At 64.5% G+C, this 4248-nt stretch carries 4 protein-coding genes; 2 read left to right on the top strand and 2 right to left on the bottom strand.

Features of this window, described 5'->3' with window-relative positions:
* Together GFD18_RS11190 and GFD18_RS10835 are read left to right on the top strand one after the other, a co-directional pair.
* Window positions 1–197, top strand: a 197-nt coding sequence (locus GFD18_RS11190) for a hypothetical protein (protein ID WP_204314016.1), incomplete at its 5' end; no start/stop codon positions are given.
* A 190-nt stretch (window positions 198–387) separates the two neighbouring features.
* Window positions 388–915: a GNAT family N-acetyltransferase gene (locus GFD18_RS10835; protein WP_163200585.1), complete on the top strand. Its 528-nt coding sequence runs from the start codon at window positions 388–390 to the stop codon at window positions 913–915.
* Between the two features lie 49 nt (window positions 916–964).
* On the opposite strand, the gene amrS is transcribed toward GFD18_RS10835, so the two are convergent.
* Both amrS and amrB read right to left on the bottom strand, forming a co-directional pair.
* Window positions 965–2071, bottom strand: coding sequence for an AmmeMemoRadiSam system radical SAM enzyme (amrS, locus tag GFD18_RS10840; RefSeq protein WP_204314015.1), 1107 nt, complete (start codon window positions 2069–2071; stop codon window positions 965–967).
* Window positions 2072–2139: 68 nt separating this feature from the next.
* Entirely contained in the window at window positions 2140–4032 is a 1893-nt protein-coding gene (gene amrB, locus GFD18_RS10845; RefSeq protein WP_163200584.1) for an AmmeMemoRadiSam system protein B, read from the bottom strand.
* Between the last annotated feature and the right edge of the window lie 216 nt (window positions 4033–4248).

The raw sequence follows: 4248 nt of genomic DNA on the forward strand, positions 1-4248 counted from the left end.
TCTTGAGTTCTCAAACCACCACCACACCAGCAAACACACCCACAACCCAAGGAAGCAGGCCGGCCGTGCCGGGCAGCAAGATGAAAACTTACATGAGAACGGCGAATCATGCAAACCGGCATGCAAAAGTGCGCCGAGAAACGTTGCAAACAAAGGCTTCTCTCGGCGTGTCGTTTTTAGGCCGCAGCTTCGCTTAGCTATCGCTATCGTAAACCGCGCGCATTGCCGGGGCGTAACTTCCGTCCAACATGCAGGCAAACTCCGCGCGGCGAACGGTTCACCTGCCGTATACGAGCGACGACCCGGCCGACAAGGCAACGGGGTCTACACTGAACGCATATCCGCGAGAGCACAGGACGTAAATCCATCCGCAGGCAAGGAGGCATCATGATTCGACGCGCAACGGTCAACGACATTCCCGATCTCAACCGTCTGCTCTATCAGGTGGCGGAGGTCCATCATCAGGGGCGGCCCGATCTGTTCAGGCCGAATGCCAAGAAATACACCGACGAGGAGCTTGAGGCGATCATCAACGATGACGAGCGGCCCATCTTCGTCTATGTGGACGAGACGGCGGCCGGGGCCTCCGATGCAGCGGCGAACGACGAAAACAACGAAGGCGCCACCGGGGGCACCGGCGTGGTCGGATATGCGTTCTGTGTGTTCCAACGGCATTCGGGAAGCCATGCGCTCACCGACATCACCACGCTGTACATCGACGACCTGTGTGTGGACGAGACCGCGCGCGGCGGTCACATCGGCAGCAGACTGTATCGCCATGTGCTCGATTTCGCGCGCGGGCACGGCTGCTACAACGTCACGCTGAACGTATGGTCGTGCAATCCGTCGGCGTTGGCGTTCTATGAGCATTGCGGCCTGAAGCCGCAGAAAATCGGCATGGAGACGATTCTCTAGAATCTCTGGAAGGATCCTTTAGGATGCCGCCCACCAGGATGAAGGCACGCTAATCCCAGCAGCCGGCGATGGCGGTGCCGCAGTCGGGGCAGCGGCCGTCGGCGTCGATGCGGTTCATGCGGATCTCGTACCAGTCGCGTTGGATGAGCAACGCCCGGCAGTCGGGGTTCGGGCAGATCGTGGCATCGCCTTCGGGGTTGTGCACGTTGCCGGTGTATACGTATCGCAGCCCCTCCTCCATCGCGATGCTTCGCGCGCGGACGAGCGTGGCCAGCGGCGTGCGCGGGATGTCGGCCATCTTGTAGGCGGGGTGGAACGCGGAAAAAAGCAGGGGCACGTCACGGCCGCAATGCTCGCGAATCCATGAGCATTCGGCATGCAGCTGCGCATCGTCGTCATTGAGGCCGGGGATGAGCAGCGTCGTCAATTCCACCCATACACGACCACCGTCGGGCGTTCGCGCCTCATTGACCGCAAACGCTATGGTTTCCAACACATCTTGCAAATGTGTACCGGTCACTTTCCAGTAGAAATCCTCGGTGAATCCCTTGAGATCGATGTTGGCGGCGTCCATTGCGCCGTAGAATTCCGGGCGGGCGGCGGCACTCATGTAGCCGGCGGTGACGGCGATGGGATGGATGCCGAGCCCGCGGCAGGCGGCGGCGGTGTCGATGGCGTATTCGGCGAAGATGATGGGATCGTTGTAGGTGAACGCCACGGATTCGGCGCGGTATCGCAGCGCGACGTCGGCAATCTTCTCCGGGCTTGCCTCCACGCCGAGCCTGTCCCAGTCGCGGGCCTTGGAGATGTCCCAGTTCTGGCAGAACCGGCAGCCGGAATTGCAGCCGGCGGTGCCGAAGCTCAATACGGACGAGCCTGGGTGGAAGTGGTTGAGCGGCTTCTTCTCCACGGGATCCATGGCGAAGCCGGAGCTGCGGCCGTACGTATCGCAGACGATGACGCCGTCATGGTTGCTGCGCACGAAGCAGAAGCCGCGCTGACCGAGTTTGAGTTTGCAGGCGCGCGGGCACAGGTCGCACTGCACACGGGCGTCGGCGGGACCGGCGTTTGCCGAGTCCGATCCGCACGGTTCGGCCGGCAGCCTATGCTGCCAACGGCCGACGGCGCGGGGATCATATGCTGCTGTGCCGTGCAAGATGCCTTCTCCTCTCAGTCTCACTACGTTCGCCGGCTTCCGTCGGGAAGGGCCACCGGGCCACCCGTTTAACGGCTCGGCTCCTCGTACGCCGTCACGGTGTAGCGGCTGCAGTGGATGCGGCCGTCCGCCCAGTCCAGGTCGCTTGGCAGGCCGGCCTTGGCAAGCAGATGGGCGACGAAATCATATGGCCGAGGCAGCTCGTCCCATACCTGCGGCAGGAAGGTGGCGCGGCGTCCACCGCGGGAATCCTCAAGAACCAGACCATCGACGCGCCGACGCAGCGCGGCCTCAAGTTCGGCGCGGCTGGTAACGGCCATGGGCTCGGGCTTCGACAGCACCGACACCTCCACGTTCAGCAGCGGGTATTCCGCCGGCGTCACCGGCATGAAGCGCGGATCGCGGCTGGCGGCGTCCACCGCATGTTCGGCGACGTCCCGCCCAAGCGGACGATACGCCTCGAGTGTGCCGATGCAGCCGCGCAGCCGACCGTCCTCGGTAAGCGTGACGAAACTGGCGCCCGGTTCGCGCAGCCACGGATGGACTGCGGCGAGCCTGTCGACGATGGCGTCCATAGAGCCAGTTGGGCCAGTGGAGTCGGCGGCATCGGCGTCGTTTTCACCGTCGTCGATGCCGAGATGACGGCGGATCGCGGTGCGGGCGAGGCCGAGCAGCACCGGACCGTGGTCGTCAGAGGCAGAGACGGATACGGATGCCGTGCCGGACTGCACATCCGACGTTTCTGCCGCAGTCGGTGCTGCCGACAGTCCCCTCTTCGCCGAGGAGCCGATGCCACGGCCGTCATCCACGTGCTCCCACATGGCGAATGAGGCGTAACCGACCACGGCCTCGTCCGGGTCGGCCATCGCCGGACGGGAGGCCCGGGCCGGATGAGCCGGCGATTCCGACTGGGGCATATCCGCCGGAGCCGGCCCATCAATCAGATCGTCGGAGAGCGCGACCCGGCCACCGTCTCCGGAGGTGCAGCATCCGAGGAACCGCAGGTCGACGGCGCCGGCATTGTCGCGGCAGACGTCGAGCAGGCCATTGACCGGATAGGCGCCGCATGCGCGATTCGGATGTATCGGCAGGTCGAGCGCGGCGATGCGGACTATGGTGTCGTCGTCAAGCGCCCGCGCGTAGGCGTGCGGATGGTAATGCGACAGGTCGGAGCTGATGATGATCGCCGTTTCGGGTCCGCCCCACAACGCCCGCAGCACGTCGCCGACTTCGTCGGGCGTGGCTGTGCCGGCGTTGAGCGGCACGATCTCCACGTCATTGCCAAGCACGGTCTGCAGGAACGGGATCTGCACTTCGACGGCGTGCTCGCGCGCGTGGGTCGGGTCGTTGAGCAGCAGCGCGGGAGCCGGGACGGAGGCGGCGACACCGGCGGAGGCGACGTCGCCGGCGTAGGTGTCGTTCGGCAGATTGAGGAAATCATCATAACTGCGGGGAGAATCCTCCACGGATGGGTTTCCGTCGCCGTGATTTCCGTCGCCGTGCGGATGCGGCGCGAATCCGAATGCCGCGGCCTCCCCCGCCACGTCGATCGGCACGATGCCGAGCGGGGTGGCGAACGCGGTCGCGCGGCTCATGGCCACGCCGCGGACGGCCACGCGATGCGTCGGGCCGACGATCACTGCGCGATGAATCGTGCCGCGGCCGCGTTCCAGCAGCGCGTAGGCGAGCGCGGCGGTCGTGCCGGAGTAGACGTATCCGGCGTGGGGCACGATCACGGCCTTGGGTGCGCCCTCGGGCAGGCGCGCAAGTACGTTGGGAGTAAGCAGACTTCGCGCGTAGTCGAGCTGGTCGTCGATCATGCGCTGCAATGCGCGCGGATCGGCAGGATAGAACGCGCCGGCCACGGCCGCGGGACGAATGCGTGTGATGGATGTCGGCGACGTCGTATCGGACGACGTCGTATCGGATGACTCGGTATCGGATGCTTCGCTGAATCTCATGGCAATCACCGCCTCACCACCCCATCGTAGTCAGACGGCATACGGGCCGAAATCCCCGTTTCCGATTATTCACGGTGCCTTTCGGTCGTTTTCACGACGGAAAACGACCATGACGCACCGTGGATTCGGAATTTCGGGTATTTCGGCCCGTGTTCCAGGCGGTTTCGCCCGTAGAGCAGCGACGTCAGCGCAGCACGCCCTCGATGAGGGTGGTGA

This window comes from Bifidobacterium saimiriisciurei (assembly GCF_010667655.1).
In the GTDB taxonomy this organism is placed as follows: Bacteria; Actinomycetota; Actinomycetes; order Actinomycetales; family Bifidobacteriaceae; genus Galliscardovia; species Galliscardovia saimiriisciurei.

Excerpts from the sequence above, each read along its gene's own strand:
- GFD18_RS10835 (WP_163200585.1), top strand. The coding sequence starts at position 388 with ATGATTCGACGCGCAACGGTCAACGACATTCCCGATCTCAACCGTCTG.
- amrB (WP_163200584.1), bottom strand. The coding sequence starts at position 4,032 with ATGAGATTCAGCGAAGCATCCGATACCGAGTCATCCGATACGACGTCG.